This window comes from Rhodospirillum rubrum ATCC 11170 (genome assembly GCF_000013085.1).
GTDB lineage: Bacteria > Pseudomonadota > Alphaproteobacteria > Rhodospirillales > Rhodospirillaceae > Rhodospirillum > Rhodospirillum rubrum.
This window is the reverse complement of the sequence record NC_007643.1, coordinates 55,927-80,974: the sequence shown is the minus strand read 5'-3', so window position 1 is coordinate 80,974 and position 25,048 is coordinate 55,927. Positions and strand designations below refer to the sequence as shown.

Annotated in this window: 17 protein-coding genes; 11 read left to right on the top strand and 6 right to left on the bottom strand. The window is 67.4% G+C overall.

Going from position 1 to position 25,048, the window contains the following annotated elements:
* Window positions 1–22: 22 nt before the first annotated feature.
* Both RRU_RS00350 and RRU_RS00345 read left to right on the top strand, forming a co-directional pair.
* Window positions 23–1,033, top strand: a complete 1,011-nt coding sequence (locus RRU_RS00350) for an ABC transporter ATP-binding protein (RefSeq protein ID WP_011387830.1) — start codon at window positions 23–25, stop codon at window positions 1,031–1,033.
* Window positions 1,030–2,157, top strand: a complete 1,128-nt coding sequence (locus RRU_RS00345) for an alpha/beta hydrolase (protein WP_011387829.1) — start codon at window positions 1,030–1,032, stop codon at window positions 2,155–2,157. Before RRU_RS00350 ends, RRU_RS00345 begins: the two co-directional genes overlap by 4 nt.
* Here the strand turns inward: RRU_RS00345 and RRU_RS00340 are convergent.
* Both RRU_RS00340 and RRU_RS00335 read right to left on the bottom strand, forming a co-directional pair.
* A complete protein-coding gene (locus tag RRU_RS00340; protein WP_011387828.1) occupies window positions 2,141–2,578 on the bottom strand; it encodes a GIY-YIG nuclease family protein in 438 nt (145 codons plus the stop codon). The two genes, RRU_RS00345 and RRU_RS00340, sit on opposite strands and share 17 nt — an antisense overlap.
* 2 nt (window positions 2,579–2,580) lie before the next feature.
* Window positions 2,581–4,857: a PAS domain-containing protein gene (locus RRU_RS00335; RefSeq protein ID WP_237703810.1), complete on the bottom strand. Its 2,277-nt coding sequence runs from the start codon at window positions 4,855–4,857 to the stop codon at window positions 2,581–2,583.
* A gap of 224 nt (window positions 4,858–5,081) precedes the next feature.
* Between RRU_RS00335 and hpnC the strand changes: the two genes are divergently transcribed.
* The 5 genes from hpnC to RRU_RS00310 all read left to right on the top strand — a co-directional run bounded on the left by hpnC (window position 5,082) and on the right by RRU_RS00310 (window position 12,185).
* Window positions 5,082–5,975 carry a squalene synthase HpnC gene (gene hpnC, locus RRU_RS00330; protein ID WP_011387826.1) on the top strand — a complete coding sequence of 298 codons (894 nt, stop codon included), beginning with the start codon at window positions 5,082–5,084 and terminating at the stop codon, window positions 5,973–5,975.
* Complete coding sequence (gene hpnD, locus RRU_RS00325) at window positions 5,972–8,035, top strand: presqualene diphosphate synthase HpnD (protein ID WP_011387825.1); 2,064 nt, start codon at window positions 5,972–5,974, stop codon at window positions 8,033–8,035. Before hpnC ends, hpnD begins: the two co-directional genes overlap by 4 nt.
* 8 nt (window positions 8,036–8,043) lie before the next feature.
* Entirely contained in the window at window positions 8,044–9,342 is a 1,299-nt protein-coding gene (gene hpnE, locus RRU_RS00320; protein ID WP_011387824.1) for a hydroxysqualene dehydroxylase HpnE, read from the top strand.
* A 102-nt stretch (window positions 9,343–9,444) separates the two neighbouring features.
* Window positions 9,445–11,415 carry a squalene--hopene cyclase gene (gene shc, locus RRU_RS00315; RefSeq protein ID WP_011387823.1) on the top strand — a complete coding sequence of 657 codons (1,971 nt, stop codon included), beginning with the start codon at window positions 9,445–9,447 and terminating at the stop codon, window positions 11,413–11,415.
* Between the two features lie 41 nt (window positions 11,416–11,456).
* On the top strand, window positions 11,457–12,185 hold the full coding sequence (locus tag RRU_RS00310) for a purine phosphorylase (RefSeq protein WP_011387822.1): 729 nt from the start codon (window positions 11,457–11,459) through the stop codon (window positions 12,183–12,185).
* On the opposite strand, the gene hpnH is transcribed toward RRU_RS00310, so the two are convergent.
* Both hpnH and ispH read right to left on the bottom strand, forming a co-directional pair.
* Window positions 12,171–13,334: an adenosyl-hopene transferase HpnH gene (gene hpnH / locus RRU_RS00305; protein WP_011387821.1), complete on the bottom strand. Its 1,164-nt coding sequence runs from the start codon at window positions 13,332–13,334 to the stop codon at window positions 12,171–12,173. The two genes, RRU_RS00310 and hpnH, sit on opposite strands and share 15 nt — an antisense overlap.
* 268 nt (window positions 13,335–13,602) lie before the next feature.
* The gene (gene ispH, locus RRU_RS00300; RefSeq protein WP_014625862.1) at window positions 13,603–14,577 is read right to left on the bottom strand and encodes a 4-hydroxy-3-methylbut-2-enyl diphosphate reductase; all 975 of its coding nucleotides are present in this window, start codon (window positions 14,575–14,577) and stop codon (window positions 13,603–13,605) included.
* 442 nt (window positions 14,578–15,019) lie between these two features.
* Here ispH and hpnA point away from each other — a divergent pair, with 442 nt between their 5' ends.
* Window positions 15,020–16,021, top strand: coding sequence for a hopanoid-associated sugar epimerase (hpnA, locus tag RRU_RS00295; protein WP_011387819.1), 1,002 nt, complete (start codon window positions 15,020–15,022; stop codon window positions 16,019–16,021).
* A gap of 53 nt (window positions 16,022–16,074) precedes the next feature.
* Complete coding sequence (locus tag RRU_RS00290; RefSeq protein WP_011387818.1) at window positions 16,075–18,744, top strand: MMPL family transporter; 2,670 nt, start codon at window positions 16,075–16,077, stop codon at window positions 18,742–18,744.
* 165 nt (window positions 18,745–18,909) lie between these two features.
* On the opposite strand, the gene RRU_RS00285 is transcribed toward RRU_RS00290, so the two are convergent.
* Complete coding sequence (locus tag RRU_RS00285; protein WP_011387817.1) at window positions 18,910–19,548, bottom strand: HpnM family protein; 639 nt, start codon at window positions 19,546–19,548, stop codon at window positions 18,910–18,912.
* Window positions 19,549–19,963: 415 nt separating this feature from the next.
* On the opposite strand from RRU_RS00285, the gene RRU_RS00280 reads away from it, so the two are divergent.
* Window positions 19,964–20,836 (top strand): MlaA family lipoprotein, encoded by an 873-nt coding sequence (locus tag RRU_RS00280; RefSeq protein ID WP_011387816.1) that lies wholly within the window; start codon window positions 19,964–19,966, stop codon window positions 20,834–20,836.
* 84 nt (window positions 20,837–20,920) lie between these two features.
* Here the strand turns inward: RRU_RS00280 and dxs are convergent, their stop codons facing one another.
* Window positions 20,921–22,858 (bottom strand): 1-deoxy-D-xylulose-5-phosphate synthase, encoded by a 1,938-nt coding sequence (gene dxs / locus RRU_RS00275; RefSeq protein ID WP_011387815.1) that lies wholly within the window; start codon window positions 22,856–22,858, stop codon window positions 20,921–20,923.
* Window positions 22,859–23,495: 637 nt separating this feature from the next.
* On the opposite strand from dxs, the gene RRU_RS00270 reads away from it, so the two are divergent.
* Entirely contained in the window at window positions 23,496–25,028 is a 1,533-nt protein-coding gene (locus tag RRU_RS00270; RefSeq protein ID WP_011387814.1) for an acyl-CoA carboxylase subunit beta, read from the top strand.
* Window positions 25,029–25,048 lie beyond the last annotated feature (20 nt).

Sequence of the window (25,048 nt, the reverse complement as noted above, 5' to 3'; positions counted from 1 at the left end):
CCAGAGAGACCCCAAGGTTTTGATGTCGTCCTCCCCCTCCCTCCCCTCCTCCGCCTCCGTTCCGGCCGCCTTCGATCGCGCCCCCGTCAGCGGTCTGCCCGACAACGCCATCGAGATCGATGCCCTGCGCAAGGTCTATGGCGGCGGCAAGGTCGCGCTGGAGTCGCTGTCGCTGGCCATCCCGCGCGGCTCGTTCTTTGGCCTGCTCGGCCCCAATGGCGCGGGCAAATCGACCCTGATCAACATCATGGCCGGGCTTGTGCGCAAGACCTCGGGCCGGGTGCGGATCTGGGGCAACGACATCGACACCGACGAGCGCGCCGCGCGCTGCGCCATCGGCATCGTTCCCCAGGAACTGAGCTTCGATCCCTTCTTCACCCCGCGCGAGATGCTCGATGTGCAGGCCGGCCTGTATGGCGTTCCCAAGGCCGAGCGGCGGACGCTGGAGATCCTGCGCGCCGTCGGGCTGGAGGATAAGGCCGACGCCTATTCGCGCACCCTGTCGGGCGGCATGCGTCGGCGCTTGCTGGTGGCCAAGGCGATGGTCCATTCCCCGCCGATCCTGGTGCTCGATGAACCCACCGCCGGCGTCGACATCGAATTGCGCCAGCAGCTTTGGGCCTATGTGCGCGACCTGAACGCCCGGGGAACCACCGTTCTTCTGACCACCCATTACCTGGAGGAGGCCGAGGAGCTGTGTGACCGCATCGCCATCATCGATCACGGCAAGGTGGTGGTCAGCGAACCAACGACCACCCTGTTGGGCCGCCTCGATAACAAAAGCCTGACCCTGCGGCTCGCCCAACCGCTTGACGCCCCGCCCCCGGCCCTGGCGGCGCTCGGCGCCGAGTTGCGCGATCCCTATCATCTGGTGATCACCTATCACCCCAGTTCGCTGCCGATGGCCCGCATCCTCGACGCGGCGCGCGCCGGCGGCCTGACCATCGCCGATCTGACGACCCGCGAAGCCGACCTCGAGGATGTCTTCCTGCGTCTGACCTCAAGCCACCACCGGGCCCAGGAGATCGGGTGAGCGGCAATGGAGGCGCCAGGGGATCGCGTTTGGGACGGGCGGCGCTTGTTGCCGGCCTGCTCGGACTGGCCGCCTGCGCCCCGGCGCTGGCGCCCTCGGGCCCGCCCGACGGCTTGGCGGCGATGACCCCCTTGTCGTTTCGCGCCAGGGACGGCATCGTTCTGCCTTTGCGCTCGTGGGAGCCGGCCAAGGGGCCGGTGCGGGCCGAGATCCTGGCCCTGCACGGCTTCAACGATTATTCCGGCGCCTTCGAGACCGCCGGCCCAGCCCTGGCGGCGCGCGGCATCGCCGTTCACGCCTATGACCAGCGCGGCTTCGGAACGGCGCCGGGACGGGGGTTGTGGCCGGGCGGCGACATTCTGGTCCGCGACGCCCGCGAGGCGATCGCCACCCTCCACGCCCGCCACCCCGAACGCCCGCTGTATGTGCTGGGCGAAAGCATGGGCGGCGCCATCGCCATCACTGCCCTGACCGGCCCGGAAGCCCCCCGGGATCTCGTCGCCGGCCTGGTGCTGTCGGCGCCCGCCGTCTGGGGGCGCGACACCATGCCCTGGAGCTACCGGGCGGCGCTGTGGCTCGCCTCGCGGGTCGTGCCCGGGCTGCGGCTGTCGGGCAAGGGATTGAAGCGCTATCCCAGCGACAATCTGCCGCTGCTCTACCGCATCGCCGAGGATCCGCTGTGGATCCGGGCCACGCGCACCGACGCCATGCGCGGCGTTGTCGATATCATGGATCAGGCCTATGCCCGCGCCGGCGCCCTTGGCGGACCGGTGCTGATGCTCTATGGGCTGAACGACCAGATCATCCCGGCCGAACCGATCCGCGAGGTCGCCCGCCGCCTGCCCGGCGAACCGCCGCTCCAGCGCCTTGCCGTCTATCCCGAGGGCTGGCACCTGCTAACCCGCGACCTGCAGGCCGAGGTGGTGCTCGACGATATCGCCGCCTGGATCGCCAACCCCGCCGCGCCCCTGCCCTCGCGGGCCGAGGAGCGGGCCGGGGCCTTTCTCAAAGGCGAGCTGACCTCGATGGAGGAACACGACCAGCGCGCCGATCCCTACCGCCTATGGCAAGCCCGCAAACCCGCCCCCCCACCCCAGGATCCTACCGTCACAGCGCCTCCCTGATGCGTTTGGCGACCTGGGCGGCGCTGCCGGGCAGGCTGAGCAGATGGGCGGGACAGGTTCGGCAGTCGGAGGCGCCAAAGCCCGCGACCGGGATCCCGGCGCCCTCAAGAGCGCGCAGACGGGCGACAAGGGCGCATTCATCGCCGTCGACCACCGCCAGAACCCGCAAGGCGCGCGCCGCCTCGCTCAGCCGGTCGACATGCCAGCGCAGGGTCTTGCCCGCCCGCAGATGACGGGCGCAGCGGGCGCGGATGCCGCCGGGGCCCCGCGCGCTGCCGCAATACACATAGCGGCCGGGGGGCAGGAGGGCGTCGAGGGGCGGGGCCAACGCCACCGGCCGCGCCAGATCGATCAGCAGCAGATAGGCTCCGGCGACGGCGGGCAAATCGGCCGCCTCGGCCGTCCAGCGCGCCGCCCTCACGGCTAAGAAGCGGCCCGCAGGCGATGGGCGGGCAGCAGGATGGTCACCGTCGTGCCCTCGCCCGGGCGGCTGGCGATGGTCAAACACCCCTGATGGGCCTCGGTCAGCTTGCGGGTCAGCGGCAAGCCCAGGCCGGTGCCGCCCTGGCGGCGGGAATAGGGGCTTTCGACCTGACCAAAGGCGGTCATCGCCACCTGAATGCCGGCCTCGTCCATGCCGATGCCGGTGTCGATCACCGAAATCGCCAGACCGTCCCCGCCGGCCAGCCGGGCGGTCACCGCCACCGCCCCGTCTTCCTGGGTGTATTTGACGGCATTGGACAACAGGTTGATCAGCACCTGCTTGAGTCGCAAGGGATCGCACCACAAGCGGGGCAGATCGCCGGTCAGCAGGTTGGTCAAGGCGATGCGTTTGGACGTGGCGCGCGGCGTCACCATCTGGATGGCGCTGTCGACCAGACGGGCGGCATCGACCTCCTCCTCGTCGAGCCCCAGTTCGCCGGCCTCGATCTTGGCCAGATCCAGGATATCGCTGATGATCTCCAGCAGATGCGTGCCCGAGTCATAGATGTTGCGGGCGTAATCCACATAGACCGGGTTATCGAGCCGCCCGAACATCTGATGGCGGGTGATATCGGAAAAACCGATGATGGCGTTGAGCGGCGTGCGCAGTTCATGGCTCATATTGGCCAGAAACTCGCTTTTGGCCCGGTTGGCGTATTCGGCGACTTCCTTGGCATCGGCCAAGGCCCGCTCGCGCCGTTTCAATTCGGTGATATCGGTGCCCAGGATCAGGGTATAGCCGCTTGAGGTCGCGCTCTGGCGTATCAACAGCCACCGCCCGTCCTTGCCGCGGACCTCGATCGGCGCCGGACCGGGCGTTCCGCCCTTGATCCCGCCCTGCGACTCGGTGATCGCCTGGACAAACAACCGGCGGGCGACGATGGCGGCGCGCAGTTCGATAAAGCTCAGGCCGGGATGAAGGATGTCCTCCAGGTCGGGCAGGGCGGCCCGGCAGGCGGAGTTGATCAAGACCAGAATACCCTGGGGGTCGAACAGCAGCATCGCCGCCGACATCAGTTCGGTGGCCTCAAGCAGATGGCGCTCGGCGGCCCGCGCCCGGTCCTCGGCTTCGCGGCGCGAGGTGATATCGCGGGTGAACAGCGTCACCCCCATCGCCTTGCCATCGCCGTCGACCACCGGAAAAACCACCATATCGAGCCAACGCTCGCCCCAGCGCTCGATGCCGTTGACCGGCAGCAGGGTCGCCAGCACTTCGCCAAACAGGGCGCGTCGCTCCGTCGCCTGCGGAGCGTCGAGGAACTCATAGAAGCTGCGGCCCGCCGCCGCCCGCGCCGTGGTGCCCAGCAACCGGGCTCCGGCGCGGTTGATGACCCGGATGGCACCATCGGGATCAAGCAGGAAAATCGCATCGGTGGTGGCGTTGATCAGCGAACGCAGCCGGGCCTCGTTCTCGGCCTTGGTCGCTTCCCAGTCCACCCGTTCGGAAATGTCTTGGACCAGCACAAGGATCTGGTCGGACTGCCCCTTCGGTCCATCGCGCATCACGCCCAGCGACAGGGTGACCGGCACCACCCGGCCATCGGCGGCGACCAGCCGCAGATTGGTGGTGCTGGCCTTGTCGTCGTTCCGCAGCAGACTGGCGAAAAAGCGTTCGTCACGGCCGCGGTCTTCGGGGTGGACGCTATCGGACCAGCGCTTCGCGGCCAACCCTTCGAAGGGAACACCCAGCAGCCGGCACATCACGCTATTGGCCTGTCGCCAGCGGCGCTCGCCATCGAGCATCGCCATGCCGATCGGCGCCAGATCGAAAAGCGAGCGGAAGCGGTCGGCGGCGCAGGGCACCGTCGCTTCGGCCCGTCGGCGCAGCGGACAGCCATCGGCCCCGGCGATGCCATCCAGGGTGACCAGCACCAGCCCGGCCACCCCTTCCAGAACGCCAACCCCCAAGGTGGCCTGAACGAGAACGCCATCGGCGCGCAGGAAAGCACAGCGCCGGCGCGAGGGCGGAGGGCTGGCCGGGCCGCCGGCCGTCGCCGCCGCGTCGGCGATCGACACGTCAAAGGGGGCGGGATGGTCGAGCACGGCGTCGGCCGGCCGGCCCAGGGCCTCGAAGAAGGCGGCGTTGCCCTCGAGAACCCGGCCGTCGCGGGCCATGATCACCGCCGCGGGCAGGGTCAGGGCGTCAAGAATGGCGCGGACCATCGGGTGGCTGCGCAAGACGGCAAGAGACTGCGGAGAATGGTCCTGCCGACCCACATCAGCCTCCATTTTTTCAAGACGAAAAGAGGACCATTTGATCATATCCCACGCCCCTTCGCCAGGAAACGATGGAAAACACCCCGCTCCGGCCAAGGGGTGAAGGCCGCCGACTTGGACGATCCCTTCACCGGTGATTACCGGTCGGGGGTGGGTTCCGGTCGACGCCAGGGGCGGTTCATGCTAAACGCCCTGCCATCCACAACATCGGTTCTTCCCTCGCCATGGCCGCCCCGGACACCCCTCCCGATTCCCCTCCGCCGATCTCCGCCGTCGAGATGCCCTCGGGCAAGGATGCGGGCACCGAGAACTTCCCGGTGGGCTCGGTCCTGTTGCCCGCCCGCTTGCGTCCCCATGTCGCCCGCTTCTATGCCTTCGCCCGGGCGATCGACGACATCGCCGACAGCCCCGATCTTGACGCCGCCGCCAAGATCGACCGCCTCCAGGGGTTCGAAGAGGCGATCACCGGACGCGACACCACCGACCCCGCCTATGCCAAGGGCCACGCCCTGCGCGTCAGCCTGGAAGCCACCGGGGTACCGGCCATCCATGGCGTCGAACTGATCGCCGCCTTCAAGCAAGACGCGGTGAAGGGCCGCTACGCCACCTGGGCCGAGATGATGGACTATTGCCGGCTGTCGGCCGCCCCGGTCGGTCGCTATCTGATCGATCTCCACGGCGGGTCGCGGGCGGGCTATGCCTCGTCCGACGCGCTGTGCGTCGCCCTTCAGGTCATCAATCACCTTCAGGACTGCCAGGATGATTTCCGGGTGCTCGACCGCGTCTATCTGCCCGCCGACTGGCTGGCCGCCGAGGGCGCGTCGGTAAGCGACCTGGACCGCGCCGCCTGCACACCGGGCTTGCGCCGGGTGCTCGACCGCTGCCTGGAGGGAACGCGCCGGTTGCTTGACGCCGCCCGGCCGCTGCCCGGCGATATCATCGACCGCCGCCTTGGCCTGGAAGCCGCCGTGATCGTTTCCATCGCCCAAACGCTGACCGGGCGCCTCGCGCGCCAGGATCCGCTGGCGCAGCGGGTGAAGCTGGGCAAGGCGGCGACGGCGTTCTGCGCCGCCCGCGCCTGTGCTGCCTACCTCATGGTTCCGGGAGCTTACCGATGATCCCCCCCCTGCAGCTGTCGCCCTTGGCCCTGGTGGCGCTGCTGTCGCTGGCGGCCTGGGCGGTGGTTCTTCTAACGCGCCGGCGCTTCTGGCGCTGCGACCAGCGTTTGGGCCAGAATACCATGGCGCCCGGCGCCGCCCCGGCCGTGGTCGCCGTCATCCCGGCGCGCGACGAGGCCCACACCATCGGCCAAACCGTGCGCTCGCTGCTCAATCAAAGCTATCCCGGCCGTCTGGTGGTGGTGGTGGTCGACGACTCCAGCAGTGACGGCACCGCCGATGCGGCGCGGGCCGGCGCCGCCAGCGTCTATGATGGCCCCTCGCGGCTGATCGTCGTTCCCGGCAAGCCGCTGGAAGCGGGGTGGTCGGGGAAGCTCTGGGCCGTCCACCAGGGGCTGGAGGTCGCTGCCCAGGCGGTTCCCGAGGCCCGCTATGTCTTGCTGACCGATGCCGACATCGAACATATCCCGGGCAACATCGCCCGGCTGGTCGGCAAATGCGAACGCGATGGCTTGGTGATGGCCTCGCTGATGGTCAAGCTGCGCTGCGAAAGCGCCTGGGAACATCTGCTGATCCCGGCCTTCATCTTCTTCTTCCAGAAGCTCTATCCCTTTCCCTTGGTCAATGATCCCGATCGGCGGGTCGCCGGCGCGGCGGGGGGATGCATCCTGGCCAGGCGCGAAACCCTTGACGCCATCGGCGGCGTCGCCGCCGTGCGCGGCGCGCTGATCGACGATTGCGCGCTGGCCGCCCTGCTTAAGGAAAAGGGCCCGATCTGGCTGGGACTGGCCGGGCGGACGCGATCGCTGCGTCCCAATGATGAGTTGGGCGATGTCTGGCGGATGGTCGCGCGCACCGCCTATGTCCAGCTTCACCACTCGCCCCTGCGGCTGATCGGCGCCGTGATCGGCATGACGCTGCTTTATCTGGTGCCGCCCGTCTCCCTGATCGTCGGCATCCTCAGCGCCGATTTCCCCGCCGCCGTCGCCGGGCTGGTCGGCTGGATCGGGCTGGCGATCATTTACCGGCCGACCCTCCATCTCTACCGCCGTCCGCCGATGGCCGGTCTCGCCCTGCCTTTGGCCGCCCTGCTCTATACGCTGATGACCATCGATTCGGCGCGGCGCCATTACGTCGGGCGCGGCGGCGAATGGAAGGGCCGGACCTATTCGGGGGACGCCAGCGCCGGCGCCGATCCCGGACCGCGCAGCCCGGCCGAGCTGGCCGCCCATGTCGAAGCGATCACCAAGGCCTCGGGCACCTCGTTCTATGGGGCGATGCGCATCCTGCCGCGCGAACGCCGTCTGGCGATGTATGCCATCTACGCCTTTTGCCGGGTGGTCGACGATATCGCCGACGGCACCGCCCCCGAGGCCGAGAAGCGGGCCGAGCTGGCGCGCTGGCGCGACGAGATCGAGGCCCTTTACGCCCGTGGCGGCAAGGGGCCCGAGCATCCGGTGGCCCGCGCCCTTGACGGACCGATCCGCCGCTTCGCCCTGCCGCGCGAAGACTTCCTGGCGGTCATCGAAGGGATGGAGCTTGATGCCGGCCCCCGGGTGCGCATTCGCGACATCACCGAGCTTGAGCAATATTGCGACTGGGTGGCCTGCGCCGTCGGCCGGTTGTCCAACCGCATCTTCGGCGCCGATCCGGCGTTGTCCGACGACGTGGCCCGCCACACCGGGCTGGCGCTGCAGTTGACCAACATCCTGCGCGACGTCGTCGAGGACGCCGAGCGCGACCGGCTTTATCTGCCGCTCAGCCGGCTGCGCGCCCATGGCCTGAAAACCACCAAGGATATCGACGCCGTGCTCGTCCATCCGGCCACGGCCAAGGTCTGCGCCGAACTGGCGAGCAAGGCGGCGGCCGAATTCGCCGAGGCCGACCGCGCCCAGGCCGCCTGCGATCGCAAGACCATGCGCCCGGCGATCATCATGAAAGAGGTCTATCGCCGCATTCATGCCGCCTTGATGGTGCGCGGCTGGGCCCGCCTGGGCGAGCCGGTCAAGGTCTCCCGGCTGACCAAGCTCGGCATCGCCCTGCGCCACGGCTGGCTGTGAAGGCGCCGATGCCCCACCCCGCGCCGAACGCCGCCGCCCCCCGCGTCCACATCATCGGCGCCGGCATGGCCGGTCTGGCCTGCGCCGTGCGCCTTGTCTCGCACGGGAGGGCGGTCAGCCTGCACGAGGCGGCCGGACAGGCCGGCGGCCGCTGCCGCTCGTTCGTCGACGCCAGCCTCGACCGCCTGATCGACAACGGCAACCATCTTTTGCTGTCGGGCAACCGCGCGGTAAACGCCTTCCTGGCGACCATCGGCGCCAGCGATCGCCTGGACGGCCCGGAGCGGGCGCGCTTTCCCTTCCTTGATGTCGAAACCGGCGAGCGCTGGTGCCTGACCCCCTCGGCCGGACCCGTGCCCTGGTGGCTGCTGCGGGCCGACCGGCGCATTCCCGGGACGCGGGCCCGGGATTATCTGGAAGGGCTGAAGCTGGCCCGCGCCAGCGACGCCGACCGAGTCGCCGATCTGCTGACTCCGGGCACCCCGCTGTATCGCCGCTTCTGGGCGCCTTTGACCGTGGGCGTGCTCAATGCCGCCCCCGAGGAGGCGGCCGCCGCCCTGCTGTGGCCGGTGATCAAGGAGACCTTCGGCCGGGGCGAGGCCGCCTGTCGGCCGCGCATGGCCCGCAATGGCCTGTCTGACAGCTTCGTCACCCCGGCGCTGGCTTGGCTGACGGCGCGCGGCGCCGAAATCGCCTTCAACCACCGTCTGCGCGCCATCGAGTATGGCGACGGCCGGCCCGCCGCCCTGGTCTTCTCCGAAGAAACGCCGCTGCGTCTTGGCCCGGCCGATCAGGTGGTGCTGGCCGTACCGCCGGCGGTGGCCGCCGGTTTGCTGCCCGGCCTGACGGTTCCCGAAGGCAGCCGCTGCATCGTCAATGCCCATTTCCGCCTGGACCATGCCCCCGAGGGCTTCGCCGACGACTTTGAAGGACCGCTCGGCGTCATCGGCGGCACCGCCGAATGGCTGTTCGTGCGCGGTGATGTCGCCTCGGTCACCGTCAGCGCCGCCGACGCCCTGGCCGCCCTTGACCCCGACGAGATCGCAGCAAGGATCTGGCGCGATGTCGCCCTGGCCCTTGGCCTGGACGCGGCCGCCCGGCCACCGGTGCGCATCATCAAGGAAAAGCGCGCGACCTTCGCCCAGACCCCCGATCAGCTTTGCCGCCGCCCGCCAACCCGCCCGCCGGGGTATGGGTTGTGCTTGGCCGGGGACTGGACACACACCGGGTTGCCGGCAACCATAGAGGGTGCTTTGCGGTCGGGCGAGGCGGCCGCCGATGCTGCGCTGCACTGGCGGTTCACTTGACTTGAGCTAAGCTTATGCCCAAAAAGACATTCAACCGAGGAGATCGCGCCTTACGGGCAAAGGTTTCCTTTATATGAACACCAATGAAGAGTGAATGCGACCATGGACGCGACCGCACCCCTTCGGGATCCCGGCGCGCCGAGCGCGGAAAACTGTTCCGTCGATCGGCGGGAACTTGACGATGTCATCGGCGAATCCTGCCGCTGGCTTGGCGAGCGCCAGAATCAGGACGGCCATTGGGTCTTCGAGCTGGAGGCCGATGCAACCATCCCTGCGGAATATATTCTGCTCAACCATTTCCTTGACGAGATCGACGATGCGCGCGAAGCCCGCATCGCCAGCTATCTGCGCGCCATCCAGGGCAAGCATGGCGGCTGGCCGTTGTTCCACGACGGCGATTTCGACATGTCGGCCACCGTCAAAGCCTATTACGCCCTGAAGCTGACGGGCGATGGCGTTGACGAGCCCCATATGGTGCGCGCCCGTCAGGCGATTCTCGAGCACGGCGGCGCCGAGCGGACCAACGTCTTCACTCGCTTCACCCTGGCGATGTTCGATCAGGTTCCCTGGCGCGCCTGCCCGGTGACGCCGGTCGAAGCGCTTCTGTTGCCGCGATTCGCCCCCTTCCACTGGAGCAAGGTCAGCTACTGGTCGCGCACGGTGATGACGCCGCTGATGATCCTCTATTCGCGCCGCGCCCGCGCCGTCAATCCGCGCGGCATCGGCGTGCGCGAGCTGTTCCGCCGCGACCCCGAGGTCATCCGCGACTGGCTGAAGAACCCCACCGGCCATTGGATCGGCGATGCGCTGATCCAGATCGACAAGGTGCTGCGGGTCATCGAGCCGGCGATCCATTGGGCCTTCCGCGATCGCGCCGAGAAATGGGCGCTCGATTTCATCGAAGAGCGGCTGAACGGCCGCGATGGCCTGGGCGGCATCTATCCGGCCATCGCCAATACCCTGATGGCCTATCACACCCTGGGCTACGCCAAGGACCATCCGGGCTATCGCATCGCCCGCGAGGCGGTGGACGGCCTTTGCACCCCCCATGCCAAGGGCGAATACGTTCAGCCCTGCCTGTCGCCGGTCTGGGACACCTGCCTTGCCAGCCACGCCATCCAGGAAGCCGGGCAGAGCGCCGGCGACCGGGCGGTGGACCAGTCCAACGCCTGGCTGCGCGAGCGTCAGGTGCTTGACGTGGTCGGCGACTGGAAAAGCAACCGCGGCCATCTGCGCCCGGGCGGCTGGGCCTTCCAGTACAACAACCCCCATTACCCCGATGTCGACGATACGGCCGTGGTGGTGATGGCCTTGGCGCGTTCGAAGGAAGACGAGGCCAACCGCGAGGCCATCGCCCGGGCCGAGGAATGGATCATCGGCATGCAGTCGTCCAACGGCGGCTGGGGCGCCTTCGACGCCGAGAACGAACACGACTTCCTCAACCATGTTCCCTTCGCCGATCACGGCGCCCTGCTTGATCCGCCGACCGTCGACGTCTCGGCCCGCTGCCTGGGCATGCTGGCCCAGCTTGGCCGGCCCAAGACCGATCCGGTGGTGGCACGCGGTCTGGATTATTTGTGGCGCGAACAGGAGGCCGACGGCTCGTGGTTCGGCCGTTGGGGCACCAATTACATCTATGGAACGTGGTCGGCCCTCAACGCCTTCAACGCCGTCGAGTGGGACATGACCGACCCGCGCATCTGTAAGGCGGTGGATTGGCTGAAAAGCCGCCAGCGCGACGACGGCGGCTGGGGCGAGGATTGCGCCACCTATTGGAAGGAGCGGCGCTCGGTCAGCAAGGCCAGCACGCCCAGTCAAACCGCCTGGGCGGTGCTTGGCCTGATGGCGGCCGGCGAAGTCGACAGCCCCGAGGTCGAACGCGGCATCCGCTATCTGCTCGAGGCGCCGCGCGACGGCGGCAAATGGGAAGAAGAGCTTTATAACGCGGTGGGCTTCCCCCGGATCTTCTACCTGCGCTATCATGGCTACTCGGCTTACTTCCCGCTCTGGGCCCTGGCGCGCTATCGCAACCTGACCAGCGGCAACTGCAAGCGGACCATCCACGGCATGTGATCCCCGCTCCGGGGATCACCCGGACAAAAAAGGGGGGAGGAATGACCGTCGAGCAGATGTCCTCCCCCACCGTTCCCGCCCTGCGCTCGGTGGGCCTTGTCACCGGGCTGGCCCTGGAGGCCGCCCTGGTGCCGGCCAAGGCCTCGCCCCGGCTGATCCCGCTGTGCGCCGGTCCCGGCCCGGCCGCCGCCGCCCGGGCAAGCTGGCGTCTGATGGAGCGCGGCTGTTCGGTTCTCGTCAGCTTCGGCACCGCCGGCGGCCTGGATCCGGCCCTGCCCCCCGGCACCTTGATCATTCCCGAAGAAATCCGCCTGATCGGCGATCAACCACCCCTGCCCGTCGATTCGACGCTGCGCCGCCGGCTGCTGGCCGCCTGTGAGCGCGCCGGCCTGCCCGTTCACGCCGGCCCGCTGGTCGGCTCGGACCTGCCCTTGCTCAGCCCCGCCGAAAAAGCCCGGGTGGCCCAACTGAGCGGAGCGGCGGCGGTGGATATGGAAAGCCACCGGGTAGCCGAAATCGCCCTCGACGCCGGGCTGCCTTTCCTCGCGGTGCGGGTGATCGCCGACCCGGCCGATCGCAGCGTGCCGCGCTGGGCGATGAAGGGCATCAACGAAAAGGGCGCCACGGTGGTGGCGCCCATTCTGCTGGCCCTGGCCCTGGCGCCCTGGCGGCTGCCGGCCCTGATCACTTTGGCCCGCAGCGCCGCCCGGGCCCGTCATACCCTGGGCCGGGTAGCCTGCGGACCGCTTCTCGATTTACTCGGCCGCTGACGACTGGGCCTCGGCCGCCGCCTTGGCCTTTTTGGCGGTCGCCGGGGGAGCCTTTTCCAGCTCGGCCTTGACGACGCTTTCAAAGACGTATTCGGCCGGGCGCTGACCTTCGAAGGAAATCTCGGGGGCCATCGGCCCCTCGGTGCGCACGCCGCGCAGGGCCACGGCCAGCGCCTTCAGCGGATGGGCCACCGTATCGGCCACCGCCGTCGGCTCATAGCCGCAGTGCATCATGCAGTTGGCGCATTTCTCGTAACGCCCGGTGCCATAGGAGTCCCAATCGGTGGTCTCCATCAACTCGCGGAAGCTGCCCACCGTGCCTTCGTTCAGCAGATAGCAGGGCCGCTGCCAGCCGAAGACGTTGCGCGTCGGGTTGCCCCAGGGCGTGCAGTGGTAGGTCTGATTGCCGGCCAGGAAATCGAGATAGAGGCTGGACTGGTTGAAGCGCCAGGACTTGTCGCGCAGCTTGAACAGGTCGCGGAACAGCTGCTTGGTCTTCTGCCGGCCGAGGAACACGTCTTTCAGCGGCGCCCGCTCATAAGCGAAACCGGCGGCGACCGTCACCCCTTCGACGCCAAGCTCGTTGCTGGCATAGCTGATGAATTTGGCGATGCGCTCGGGCGGCACGCCTTCGAACAGCGTGGTGTTGCAGGTCACGCGGAAGCCCTTCTCGCGCGCCAGCTTGATCGCCTCGACCGCTTTGTCGAAGACCCCCTCCTGGCTCACCGCCTTGTCGTGATGCTCGCGGTCGCCATCAAGATGGATCGAGAAGGTCAGATAGGGCGAGGGCTTGAAGTCGTCCATCCGCTTCTTCAGCAGAAGGGCGTTGGTGCACAAATAAACGAACCGCTTGCGCGCCGTCAGCCCCTCGACGATCGGCACGATGTCGCGGTGGAGCAAGGGCTCGCCGCCGGCGATCGACACGATCGGCGCGCCGCATTCATCCGAAGCGCCCAGGCAATCCTCAAGGCTAAGGCGACGGTTGAGGATGCTGTCGGGGTAATCGATCTTGCCACAGCCCGCGCAGGCGAGATTGCAGCGAAACAGCGGCTCGAGCATCAGCACCAGCGGATAGCGCTGATTGCCCGAAATCCTCTGGCGCATCAGATAGGCGCCGATGCGGATCTGCTGAATGAGGGGAACGCCCACGACGATATCCTTATACCTTCGCCCGCCGGCATCCGCGCCTTCGGGAACAATCCTGTTACACGCCCCGTGCTCCGGCCTTGGCTGGAGGACGGCGGCTCTTTCCTGGGTGGCGAACGGAAAACAAAAGCCGCCGTCCGCCGGGGCCCGGCTGCGGGCCCGCGCCCTAGGGCAGGGAGCGCGAAATCTGGTCCGCGCTTCCTGCTCTAAAATCTTGATGGTCAAGCAAATCGCCGGCGCACTCTGGTTAAAGAATGCTCGGGGATTTGCCCTAGGCGACGCTTTCGTCGGCCTTTATGCGTTCGCCGTCCTGCAGGATGCGGGGCAGCTTGAACTGGGTGTGTTCCTCCACCCCGGCCTGTTCGATCACCTCGACCCGGCCGAAGTCCCCCAAGCGGTCGATCAACCCCTGAACCAGGGCCTCGGGGGCCGAGGCGCCGGCGGTGACGGCGACGGTGGCCACGCCCTCCATCCATTCCGGGCGCAGGGCTTCGGCATCGGCGATCAGGAACGACGGCTTGCCCATTTCGGCGCCGATCTCGCGCAGCCGGTTGGAATTGGAGGAATTGCGCGAGCCGACGACCAGCAGCAGATCGGCCTCGCGGGCGATCTCGCGCACCGCCGACTGGCGGTTCTGGGTGGCATAGCAGATGTCTTTGACATCGGGACCGACGATGGCGGGAAAGCGCAGCTTCAGGGCTTCGATCACTTCGCGGGTATCGTCGACCGACAGCGTGGTCTGGGTGACATAGGCCAGATTCTCGGGATCGCGCACCACCAAGCCATCCACATCGGAAGCGGCGCTCACCAGATAGACGCCGCCGGGGATCTGGCCCTGGGTGCCCTCGACCTCGGGATGGCCGGCATGGCCGATCAGAACGACCTCGCGGCCGCGCGCGGCGTGGTTCTGGCCTTCCTTATGGACCTTCGACACCAGCGGACAGGTGGCGTCGACCACCGGCAACTGGCGCTGCTTGGCGTCGTTGATCACCGCCTTGGACACGCCGTGGGCGCTGAACACGGTGACCGCGCCATGGGGCACTTCATCGAGCTCGTCGACGAAAACCGCGCCGCGCGCCCGCAGGCTGTCGACCACATGCTTGTTGTGGACGATCTCGTGGCGGACATAGACCGGCGGCCCGTAAAGCTCCAGGCACTTATCGACGATCTCGATGGCCCGGGTGACACCGGCACAAAAACCGCGTGGATTGGCCAGGATGACGCGGATGGGCTTCTCGTCGCTCACGTCGCTGGTTCCTTCGTCTGGACGCTCGGGTTGCACAAGGCTTTCCCCGGACCGCAGGGGGGTCCCAGGGCGCCGATCCCCGACAGGGGGCACCCCCCAGGGGGCCCAATCAAGGTTGGGAGATCGCGATCGAAGCCGGCCCCAAAGGCCGGGAGGGGCGATTCCTTGGGAACCGCGCCGGCCAGCCGGGCCGCGATGCACAATAAGGGGTTTGGGCGGGGGAACGCAATGGCAGGGAAACCCCAATCTTCGTTGGGTCTTGGGAGCGCATCCCTCCCTGGGCCTTTGCCCGGACGGACCGTTTCGACCGCGCCGAGCGGGCGCGCCATCCTATACGCCCCGCCCGGCCGATGCTATGGTCCCCACCCCGGTCTTCCGCCCCGGCACGGCGCGGGACCTTTCCTTTCGTCTCCCCTTTTGCGCAAAAGAACCGGATTTGACCATGACAGTCCTCGTGACCGGAGCATCGGGTTTCGTCGGCGCCGCCGTCGTGCGCGCCCTTCTCGCCCGGGGGCAAAACGTGCGCGCCCTGGTGCGCGACACCTCGCCCAGGCGTAACCTTGAAGGACTGCCCCTTGAAACGGTGATCGGCGATCTGACCGACACGGCCTCGCTGAGGGCCGCCGCCCGCGGGGTGGACGCGCTGTACCACGTCGCCGCCGACTACCGGCTGTGGACGCTTGACCCTCCGGCGATGTTTCGCGCCAATGTCGAGGGCTCGGTCGCCGTCATCCGCGCCGCCGCCGAGGCCGGGGCGAAACGCATCGTCTATACCAGCAGCGTCGCCGTGATCAAACCCAAGGCCGATGGCACCCCGGCCGATGAGACCACGCCCACCCTGGCCTCCGACATGATCGGCCCTTATAAGCTGTCGAAGTTCGAGGCCGAGCGGGCGGTGCAGCGGCTGATCACCAACGAAGGCGCGCCGGTGGTCATCGTCAATCCCTCGACGCCGATCGGTCCGCGCGACATAAAACCGACACCGACCGGGCGGATGATCGTCGAAGCGGCGCTGGGCAAGATGCCGGCCTATGTCGATACCGGCCTCAACGTCGCCCATGTCGAGGACGTGGCGGAAGGCCATCTGCTGGCTTTTGATCGCGGAGAGATCGGCGAACGCTATATTCTGGGCGGCGAGGACATGAGCCTGCGCGACATCTTGTTCACCATCGCCCGGCTGACCGGCGGCAAGCCCCCCCGGGTCAGCCTGCCCCACGGGCTGATCGTACCCTTGGCCTGGGCGGTGGAAACCCTGGCCCGGCTGCGGCGCTCCGAGACCGAGCCTTTCGTCACCCTTGATGGCCTGCGCATGGCGCGCAAGCACATGTTCTTCTCGTCGGCCAAGGCCAGAACGGCGCTTGGTTATGCCCCGCGACCGGCCGAACAGGCCCTGGCCGACGCCCTCGTCTGGTTCCGCGCCAATGGCTTTCTCGATCCCCGTTGAGGCTGTCCCCGGGCCTTTGTTTCCGTTCCGCGTTTGACCCTCCAGGATTTCCGATGACCGCTTCCCAGCCCCCCGCCCAGGTCCCCCCGCCGGCGCGTAACGACATCATCACCCGGGCAACCGTGGCCTGGGTGGGCTTCGCCCATCGCCGACCGTGGACGGTGCTGGCGATCACGGTTTTGCTGATGGCGCTGTCGGGATGGGCGGCGGCGACCCGGCTGGGGATGAGCACCGACACCTCGGCCATGCTGTCGCCCGACCTGCCGTTCCAGCGCGATCAGGCCCGCTTCTCGCAAGCCTTTCCCGATCTCGGCGGCGGGCTGGTGGTGGTGATCGACGGCCAGACGCCGGAACTGGCCGATCGCGGCGCCCATGCCCTGGTCGAGGGGTTGGCCCTGCGCCGCGACGTCATTCTTGATAGCGTCGACATCGCCGGCCTGCCGTTCTTCCGCCAGAACGGCCTGCTCTACCTGCCGCTTGATCAACTCGACAAGCTTTCGACCACCCTGGTGCGGGCGCAGCCCTTCATCGCCGGCCTGTGGGCTGACCCGTCGTTGCGCGGACTGGCGGCGATGATGGATCTGGCCTTGGGCCAAGGGGCGGACGCGCTATCGAAGCAAAAGCCCGGGGAAGGCTTCGCCCTCGCCCCCATCCTCGATGCCATGGCCGAGGTCACCGCCGCCACGGCGCGGGGAACCTCGGCCCATATGGCTTGGTCGAGCGTGCTGGGGGCGCCCGCCGTCACCGGCACGCCGGGCCGGCGCTTCGTGCTGGTCAAACCCGTGCTCGATCACAGTTCGCTGGCGCCGGCGGCCGGGGCGATGAACGCCATTCGCGCCGTAGCCGAAAGCCGCGATCTGCGGGCGGCGGCGGGCATCACACTGCGCATCACCGGCCCCGCCGCCCTTGATCAGGAAGAGCTGGCCAGCGTCAGCACCGGCATGGACCGCGCCGGGCTGGTCACCACGGTCCTGGTCGCCATCATCCTCGCCGTCGGCTTAGGCTCGGGGCGGCTGATCTTCGCCACGCTGATGACCATGGGCGCCGGCTTGCTGATGACCATCGGGTTCGCCGCGGCGGCGGTGGGTACCCTCAATCTGATCTCGGTGGCCTTCGCCGTGCTGTTCATCGGCCTGTCGGTCGATTTCGGCATCCATTTCGGGCTGCGCTACCGCGAGGGCCGCGATCGCGGGCTGGAAAACGGTCTGGCCCTGGAGGGCGCGGCGCGCGGCGCCGGACGGTCCCAGTTCCTGGTCGCCCTCGCCGCCGCCTTCGCCTTCTTCGCCTTCCTGCCCACCGATTACCTGGGGCTGGCCCAGTTGGGCCTGATCTCGGGTGTGGGCATGTTCATCGCCCTGCTGATCAATCAGTCGACCCTGGCCTCGTTGATGACCCTGATGCCGGCCAAGCCCCGGGGCAACTGGCGGTCCGAAAGCCGGCCGACCAGCGGTCTGGCCCAGGTGCCGCGCCGCCATCCGCGCGTCGTGCTCGGCCTCTTCGTCGTGCTGGCGATCGGCGCCCTGGCCTTGCTGCCCCGGGCCCGCTTCGATTTCGATCCGCTCAATCTCAAGGATCCGCGCACGGAATCGGTGGCGACCTTGCTTGACATCATGGGCGACCCCGGGCTCGACCCCTATTCGATCAACGTCCTGGCCGCCAATGCCAGCCAAGCGGCGGTGCTGACCGAGGCGCTCAAGGCCCTGCCCGAGGTGCGCGGCGTCGCCTCGCTGCCCGCCCTGGTGCCCGCCGATCAGGACGCCAAGCTGGCGGTGATCGATGATCTGGCCTTCGTCCTCGGCCCCTCGCTGTCGGTCGACCCGCGCGACCCGCCGAGCGCGCCCGATCTCGCCGCCGCCCGCGACCATTTGGCCCGCCGGCTGGCCCAGACCTCGCAGGGCAGCGGCCCGCTGGCCACGGCGGCCGGGCGGCTGGCGGCGGCGCTGTCGTCGCTGCCCAATGACACCGCCTTGCTGCGCGCCCTTGACGACCGCCTGCTTGACGGCCTCGCCCACCAGTTGGCCCTGTTCCGCGATGGCCTGAACGCCCAGCCGGTCAGCGCCGACGATATCCCACCCGAACTGCGCCGGCGCTACATGGCCGCCGACGGTCGGGCGCGGCTGGAGGTTTTCCCCCGCGCCACCGCACGCGATTACGCCACCCTGGCCCGGTTCGTCGAAGCCGTGCGCACGGTGGCCCCCGACGCCACCGGCGCCCCGGTGCTGATCATCGAAGCCGGGCGCACGGTGATGGGCGCCTTTGTTGAAGCCGCGGCGATCTCGGCGGTGCTGATCGCCATCATGCTGGCGATCAGCCTGCGCTCGGGCCGCGCCGTCGTCCTGATCTTCGCGCCGGTCATCCTGGCCGGGACGCTGACCATCGGCGCCTCGGTGCTGGCCGGTCAAGCCTTCAACTTCGCCAATGTCATCGTCCTGCCGCTGCTGGTCGGGCTGGGCGTCTCGGGGGGGATCTATGTGGTCGAACGCACCCGCGAGGAGCGCGATTCGGGAACGGCCCTGGCCAGCAGCACGCCGCGGGCGGTGATGTTCAGCGCCTTCACCACCATCGCCTCTTTCGGATCGATCGCGCTGTCAAGCCATCCGGGCACGGCCAGCATGGGCATCTTGCTGACCATCGCCCTTGGCCTCAGCCTGCTCTGCACCCTGGCCTTCCTGCCGGCCCTGGTGGCGCTTTGGCCCGAGCGACGGCGCCAGCCGTCGCTCTGAACTCGGCCTCCTGGCGACGGCGCCAGCCGTCGCTCTGAACTCGGCCTCCTGGCGACGGCGTCAGCCGGCGCTCTGAACTCGGTCCCCTGGCGACGGCGCAAGCCGTCGCTCTGAACTCGGTCCCCTGGCGACGGCGCAAGCCGGCGCGTGGGGGCCTGACCCCGATCAGCCGCCGGCCTTGAGAAGGGCGGCGGTCTGGGTTTCCAGGGCTTGGGACAGGGCGTCGACGCCACCCGAGGACAGCAGGGCGGCGTATTCCGAGCGGCGGACCGCCAGTTCGCTGATGCTGCCCTTGAGCAGGATATCGACCACTCGCCAGGGCGCCCCCTTGCCGCCGACCATGACATAGATCAGATCGACGGCTTCCATCGACGACGAGACGATGTGGGTGCGCACCAAGGTGGTGCCGCGCGGCCCCGGCTCCTCGCCCAGGGTTTCGAAGCGCTCGTCGGAATAGCCGGTGAAGCGCTTGGCATAGGTCATCACGCTCATGCGGGTGAAGGCCTCGGTCAAGCGCGCCCGGGCCGCCGCCGAGGCGTCGCGCCAGGACGGTCCGGCGACCAGCGCCGCCATCCGATCGAAATCGAAGGTGGCGCGCGCGGCCGGATCGATGCGATCGAATCGCCCCGCCACCCCAAGCGTCTTGGCCTCCTTCATCACTTGCAAAAGCGTTCCGTGGTAGGCCTCGATGCGCTGGCTCGGCGTCTCATCGGCTCGAACCGCCTGGCTAAAGACCAGCAGCACCCCAAAGATCAGCGGAAAGACGACCAGCGAAAAGGGCGAACGACCGGGATGAACACTCATAAAGGGCGCCTTCTGCGAGGGGGGGCGGGATAGGCCCGGGTGCGCAACGGTAGGAAGGGATTAGGGCGGCATTTTGGCAACAGATGCGCCGTCTTTCCCACACCTATCCGCATCGCTATTGCTCCAATCTGGGGAAAAGCGTAAATGTCGCCAAGGGACTGCCGTAACAACCCCAGCGTCCAACAGGCAAATTCGGGGCCGTTCCGAACGAACCGCCGAGTCGAGGCGCTCTTTTGTGCCAGCAGCGCCGATCTTGGCCGGCGAAGCCGTTTTGGCCCCGTTTCCGTTTCGGCGTATCCGCATTTTTTCGCCGCTTTTTTTAGTTGTCCGTCTGTTTACCGCCATACCTCTTTCGAATGGAAGCCCTATGACCGACCCGATCAAAGACATCACGCACCGCCTCGGGGGCCGTTCGATGGGGGGCGTGACAGTGCTTGCCCTGATGTCCCTGACCGCCTGCGCCGGCGTTGACGAGTCATCCTCCGCCAATGCCGCCTCGGTCGACAAAGGGGCCGTGCAGTTCGCCGCCGCCGAACCGACCACCGACGCCCAATTCGCCCCCTCGTCCCAGCTTGCCCAGGCCCAGCCGGCGCAGCAGGGCAAGACCCAGATCAACGCGGGGCAGGAAGGCGCCGTCAGCGATCCTCTCGAACCGTGGAATCGCTACGTCTTTTCCGTCAATGACGTTGTCTATACCTTCGCCCGTCCGTGGATCGCGCCCTATATGGTGCTGCCGCAGGAAGGCAAGGATACCGTCGACAACTTCCTTCACAACCTCACCTCGCCGGTGATCCTGGTCAACGACCTGCTTCAGGGCGAATTCGACCGGGCCTGGACCACCACCAAGCGCTTCGCCATCAATTCCACCACGGGCGTCCTCGGCTTGATCGATGTCGCCGAAGACTATGGCATGGCCAAGCACGACGAGGATTTCGGCCAGACCCTGGGCACCTACGGCGTCGGCGACAGCCCCTATCTCGTCCTGCCGCTGCTGGGCCCGTCCAACCCGCGCGACGGCATCGGCCGGGGCGTCGATACGGTCACCGATCCGCTATTCTGGGTCGGCACCACGGCGATCAGCGCCGGCCGCATGTATGGTACCTTCTCCAATGAATACGGCGGTCATGTGAACGAGATGGACTCGTTGCGCGAGACCTCTCTCGACTATTACGCCACGATGCGCAGCCTCTACACCCAGATGCGCCGGGCGAAGGTCAAAAACATCGAGACCCCCGACTCGGAAGAAGCCAATATCGATTACTTCTCCCACGTCGACGATCCCCAGTAAGGCGTTTTAGCCTTCTTGAATTGGAAAAGGGCCGCATCCCCGGGATGCGGCCCTTTTCTTAATGAATACAGCGAAGGGTGATTTTTACGCCTTCAGGGCGCCGGCGTCGATGGTGGCGCTGGTTTCAAGCTTGAGGGCGTCGAGGACGGCGGTGGTGATGGCCTGGGCGTCGATGCCGGCCTTGGCGCATTGGACCTCGGGCGCGTCGTGCTCGAAGAAGCGGTCGGGGATATGCAGGGCGCGCAGCTTGAGGCCGCCGTCGAGCAGGCCCTGGTTGGTCAGCCAAGTGGCGACATGGGCGCCGAAGCCGCCGATCGCGCCTTCCTCGACGACGATCAGCACCTCGTGGCGGGCGGCGAGATCGGCCACCAGTTCCTCGTCGAAGGGCTTGAGGAAGCGGGCGTCGGCCACCGTCGGCGTCAGGCCGCGCGCCGCCAGGATCTCGCAAGCCTCCAGGCACGACTGCAGCCGGGTGCCGATCGATAGCAGGGCCACGCCCTTGCCCTCGCGCACGATGCGGCCCTTGCCGATCGCCAAAGGTTGGGGATCCTCGGGGATCTCCACCCCCACGCCCTCGCCGCGCGGATAGCGCAGGGCGATCGGGCCGCTGTCATGGCCGGCCGCCGTCACCACCATGCGCGCCAGCTCGGCCTCGTCGGCGGCGCACATCACCACCAGATTGGGCAGGCAGCCGAGGAAGGCCATGTCGAAGACGCCGCCATGGGTCGCCCCGTCGGCGCCGACGAACCCGGCGCGGTCGATGGCGAAGCGCACCGGCAGCTTCTGCAAGACCACGTCGTGGACCACCTGATCATAGCCGCGCTGCAAAAAGCTGGAATAGAGGGCGACGAAGGGCTTCAGCCCCTCGCAGGCCAGACCGGCGGCGAAGGTCACGGCGTGCTGTTCGGCGATGCCGACATCGAAGCAGCGCTGCGGATAGGCCGTGGCCAGCTTGTCAAGGCCGGTGCCGCCGGGCATCGCCGCCGTCACCCCGACGATCCGATGGTCCTTGGCCGCCGCCGCCACCAGCTGCTTGCCAAACACCGCCGTATAGGACGGCGCCTGCGGCTTGGCCTTTTCCTGAACCCCGGTCACCACGTTGAAGCGCGACACGCCGTGGTATTTGTCGGGCGCGTTCTCGGCCGGGGCATAGCCCTTGCCCTTTTGCGTCACCACGTGGATCAGCACCGGACCATCGCGCCCGGCCTCGCGCACGTTGCGCAGCACCGGCACCAGATGGTCCATGCGATGGCCGTCGATCGGCCCGACGTAATAAAAGCCCAGCTCCTCGAACAGCGTGCCGCCGCCCGTCACCATGCCGCGGGCGTATTCCTCGGCCCGCTTGGCCGTGCGCTCCAGGGCGTCGGGCAGGCGGGCGACGATCTCCTTGGCCAGGGTGCGGATCGACAGCCAGCTTTTCGAACTGAGCAGCCGCGACAGATAGGCGCTCATCGCCCCCACCGGCGGGGCGATCGACATGTCGTTGTCGTTGAGGATGACGATCAGCCGCGATTTGGCCGCCCCGGCATTGTTCATCGCCTCATAGGCCATGCCCGCGCTCATCGAGCCGTCGCCGATCACCGCCACCACGTCGCGGGCGTCGCCGGCCAGGGCCGAGCCGATGGCCATGCCCAGACCCGCCGAGATCGAGGTCGAGGAATGCCCGGCGCCGAAGGGGTCATAGGGGCTTTCCTCGCGCAGGGTGAAGCCCGACAGCCCGCCGCCCTGGCGCAGGGTGCGGATGCGATCGCGCCGCCCGGTCAGGATCTTGTGGGGATAGCACTGATGGCCGACATCCCAGATGATGCGGTCGTCGGGGGTGTCGAACACGTGATGGAGGGCCACCGTCAGCTCGACCACCCCAAGCCCCGAGCCCAGATGACCGCCGGTCACCGAGACCGCATCGATCATTTCCGCCCGCACTTCGCGCGCCAGCTGCTCCAGCTGCGCCACCGAAAGACCCCGTGTGTCCGAAGGACCGCGGATCGTGTCCAAAAGCGGCGTTATCGGTCTCGATGTCACGGCGGAATTCTCCTCGTATGAAAACCGTCCCTTGACGGGGGGAAACACCCCCGGGGGGCTTCAGCTTTTGCGGTCGACGACGAAACGGGCAACGGCGCGCAAGCTCTTATCCTAGGCGATCCGAACTCGTCGAGGCAAGCGAGGTTCAGGCCCGAAAAGGGAAGGGGCAGGCATGCTTAGACCGCGCCAAGGGCGGCGGGAGGAGTGGAAGATCGGGTAATAAATGGAAAGTCCACACCATGAAGATGGAAAGGGCCGATAGGAAGGACTGGTTTGCCCGTCTGGCGGTAGTTATACTGCACTCGCTTCCGTCAGCCCTGGGAACAGGGGTTGGCTGCCCGGCGCCCCCGCACCGCAAAGCCTGCCAAACCGGTCCCGGTTTTCGCTTAACGGTCTGATTTCAAGGTAGAAATCTGCATCCGGTCTCAAGACGATCGTTCCTGACATCACCGTGGCGAGCCCTTCCCTTCCGGGTGGGACGCGCGGTCGGGCGTCGTGGACTCCCGGGGCGAGGGAAGAAGGACAAGAGGGAAGACGGCGCGTCTTTTTTAAAAAAATAACGGACGGTCCCCGAAAACCGGGGCAACACCCGTCCGGCGCCGCCTTTGGGTAACGGATCCAATACAGGAAGACCCGTATGCACGAGATCATCCGCCAACTTGACGCCAAGCGCGCCGCGGCCCGCCTGGGCGGGGGACAACGCCGCATCGACAGCCAGCATAAGAAAGGCAAGCTGATCGCGCGCGAACGCATCGACCTGCTGCTTGATTCCGGCTCTTTTGAAGAGTGGGACATGTTCGTGGAGCACCGCTGCCACGACTTCGGCATGGCCGACAGCAAGATCCCCGGCGACGGGGTGGTCACCGGTCACGGGACCGTCAACGGCCGGCTGGTCTTCGTTTTCAGCCAGGATTTCACCGTGCTGGGCGGATCGCTGTCGGAGACCCACGCCGCCAAGATCTGCAAGATCATGGATCAGGCGCTGAAGGTCGGCGCCCCGGTGATCGGGCTCAATGATTCCGGCGGGGCGCGCATTCAAGAAGGTGTGGCCAGCCTGGCCGGCTATGCCGAGGTCTTCCAGCGCAATGTTCTGTCGTCGGGCGTCATCCCGCAGATTTCGCTGATCATGGGCCCCTGCGCCGGTGGCGCGGTCTATTCGCCGGCGATGACCGACTTCATCTTCATGGTCGAAGACAGCGCCTATATGTTCGTCACTGGTCCCGAGGTGGTCAAGACGGTGACCCACGAGCAGGTGACGGCCGAGGAACTGGGCGGCGCCATCAGCCATACCACCAAATCCGGCGTGGCCGACCTGTCGTTCGAGAACGACGTGGAGGCCCTGCTGCAGCTTCGCCGCTTCATCGATTTCCTGCCGTCGTCGAACCGCGAGAAGCCGCCGGTCCGCCCCACCGACGATCCGTGGGACCGCTATGATTTCTCGCTCGACACCCTGATCCCCGACAATCCCAACAAGCCCTACGACATGAAGGAGCTGATCACCAAGGTCGTCGACGAAGGCGACTTCTTCGAGATCGCTCCCAAATACGCCGGCAATATCATTACCGGCTTTGGCCGGCTTGAGGGCTCGACCGTCGGCTTCGTCGCCAATCAGCCGATGGTGCTGGCCGGCTGCCTGGATATCGCCAGCGCCTGCAAGGCAGCGCGCTTCGTGCGCTTCTGCGACGCCTTCAACATTCCCATCGTCACCTTCGTCGACGTTCCGGGCTTCCTGCCCGGCACCAGCCAGGAATACGGCGGCATCATCAAGCATGGCGCCAAGCTGCTTTACGCCTTCGCCGAGGCGACCGTGCCCAAGGTCACGCTGATCACCCGCAAGGCCTATGGCGGCGCCTATGACGTGATGAGCTCCAAGCACCTGCGCGGCGATATCAACTATGCTTGGCCGACCGCCGAAATCGCCGTGATGGGCCCCAAGGGCGCCGTCGAGATCATCTTCCGTCAAGACATGGATGATCCCGCCAAGATCGCCGATCGCACCGAGGAATACCGCGAACTCTTCGCCAATCCCTTCGTCGCCGGCTCGCGGGGGTTCATTGACGAGGTCATCATGCCCCATGGCACGCGCAAGCGGATCAGCCGGGCGCTGGCCATGCTGCGCAACAAAACGCTGGAGAATCCCTGGCGCAAGCACGGCAACATCCCGCTCTGACGGGATGGCCGCCGGGAGTC

What these genes read in the sequence shown, in the direction of transcription:
- RRU_RS00350 (WP_011387830.1), top strand. Translation starts at nt 23, where the DNA reads ATGTCGTCCTCCCCCTCCCTCCCCTCCTCCGCCTCCGTTCCGGCCGCC.
- hpnC (WP_011387826.1), top strand. Translation starts at nt 5,082, where the DNA reads ATGGCCGCCCCGGACACCCCTCCCGATTCCCCTCCGCCGATCTCCGCC.
- hpnD (WP_011387825.1), top strand. Translation starts at nt 5,972, where the DNA reads ATGATCCCCCCCCTGCAGCTGTCGCCCTTGGCCCTGGTGGCGCTGCTG.
- hpnE (WP_011387824.1), top strand. Translation starts at nt 8,044, where the DNA reads ATGCCCCACCCCGCGCCGAACGCCGCCGCCCCCCGCGTCCACATCATC.
- shc (WP_011387823.1), top strand. Translation starts at nt 9,445, where the DNA reads ATGGACGCGACCGCACCCCTTCGGGATCCCGGCGCGCCGAGCGCGGAA.
- RRU_RS00310 (WP_011387822.1), top strand. Translation starts at nt 11,457, where the DNA reads ATGACCGTCGAGCAGATGTCCTCCCCCACCGTTCCCGCCCTGCGCTCG.
- hpnA (WP_011387819.1), top strand. Translation starts at nt 15,020, where the DNA reads ATGACAGTCCTCGTGACCGGAGCATCGGGTTTCGTCGGCGCCGCCGTC.
- RRU_RS00290 (WP_011387818.1), top strand. Translation starts at nt 16,075, where the DNA reads ATGACCGCTTCCCAGCCCCCCGCCCAGGTCCCCCCGCCGGCGCGTAAC.
- RRU_RS00285 (WP_011387817.1), bottom strand. Translation starts at nt 19,548, where the DNA reads ATGAGTGTTCATCCCGGTCGTTCGCCCTTTTCGCTGGTCGTCTTTCCG.
- RRU_RS00280 (WP_011387816.1), top strand. Translation starts at nt 19,964, where the DNA reads ATGGGGGGCGTGACAGTGCTTGCCCTGATGTCCCTGACCGCCTGCGCC.
- RRU_RS00270 (WP_011387814.1), top strand. Translation starts at nt 23,496, where the DNA reads ATGCACGAGATCATCCGCCAACTTGACGCCAAGCGCGCCGCGGCCCGC.